The sequence below is a fragment of the Dawidia cretensis genome, assembly GCF_018598175.1.
GTDB classification, from domain to species: domain Bacteria; phylum Bacteroidota; class Bacteroidia; order Cytophagales; family Cyclobacteriaceae; genus Ohtaekwangia; species Ohtaekwangia cretensis.
Genome location: NZ_JAHESE010000088.1, coordinates 1 through 910, shown reverse-complemented (window position 1 = coordinate 910; position 910 = coordinate 1). Strand labels below are relative to the sequence as shown.

At 39.8% G+C, this 910-nt stretch carries 1 protein-coding gene; it reads right to left on the bottom strand.

From position 1 onward, the window contains the following. Positions 1–210: 210 nt before the first annotated feature. Positions 211–910 (bottom strand): IS4 family transposase (locus KK062_RS29815; RefSeq protein WP_254088044.1); only part of this gene is annotated, 700 nt, incomplete at its 5' end.

The window sequence follows — 910 nt, the reverse complement described above, 5'->3', positions numbered from 1 at the left end:
ACCCCGATAGGATCGCTTTGGCGTCAAGTTAATTTGAGAAATTGAGACACAGAGATGGTAGGTGCACCCTGTCATCTCTGTTTTCATAGCAACATTGGCACGCTATCAATTCCTTTAATTTACTACTGGACAATGAAAATATCTCCGTGAGATGGTTAATTACAAAAGCTGCTAGTTTTAACAAGCTGACTTTTTTATCCGTTACCTTTTCTATCTCATGCTTATATCTTGCATAAATTCTTTCATAAATAGACAAATGAATAACAGCATCAGATAGATACTCACCTTTACGCGATGTTCGTTCTGGCCGCCTTCCTGGATCATTTCCTGTAAGTGAAAACAAGTCTTCCAGGATTTGAATATGATTTCTATTTGCCAACGTACCCGATAAGCTTTTACAACATCTTTTGCTGTCCAGACGGCTTTATCAACAGTTGTGATATGAGCACTATAACCAAGCCACTTATAATACGTTTTGCTATGATTCATCCTTTTATCTCGGTCAAGTCTTGCTCTGCGCCGTCTTTCCGACGCCTGTTTTTCAGATAAGGGTATCATCACCAGACGTACAGAAAATGTATGTTTCGCCCCCACAAGAACCCACGCATCTTTTAGTTTTCCACCACGTAATATTTTTTTCAATGATAGTGGATTTCCTTGCTTGTCATATAGGCTCGTGCCGTATTGTAGTCGGCTCAGGAAATAAACTTCGGCAGCGATTAGCTTGGTAAATAAGAGTGTAGAAAAATAGCCTAAATCCCTGATTACCAGGTCTCCCTTTTTTACATGCGACAATATGGAGCCGCTCGCAGATTGATCATTTTCCGTAAAGGCCCCAAGTATCAGATTGATGAACTTCATGGATTTGATATCCATTATACTTTGTATTCTGGCCACTGCTTTATACTCC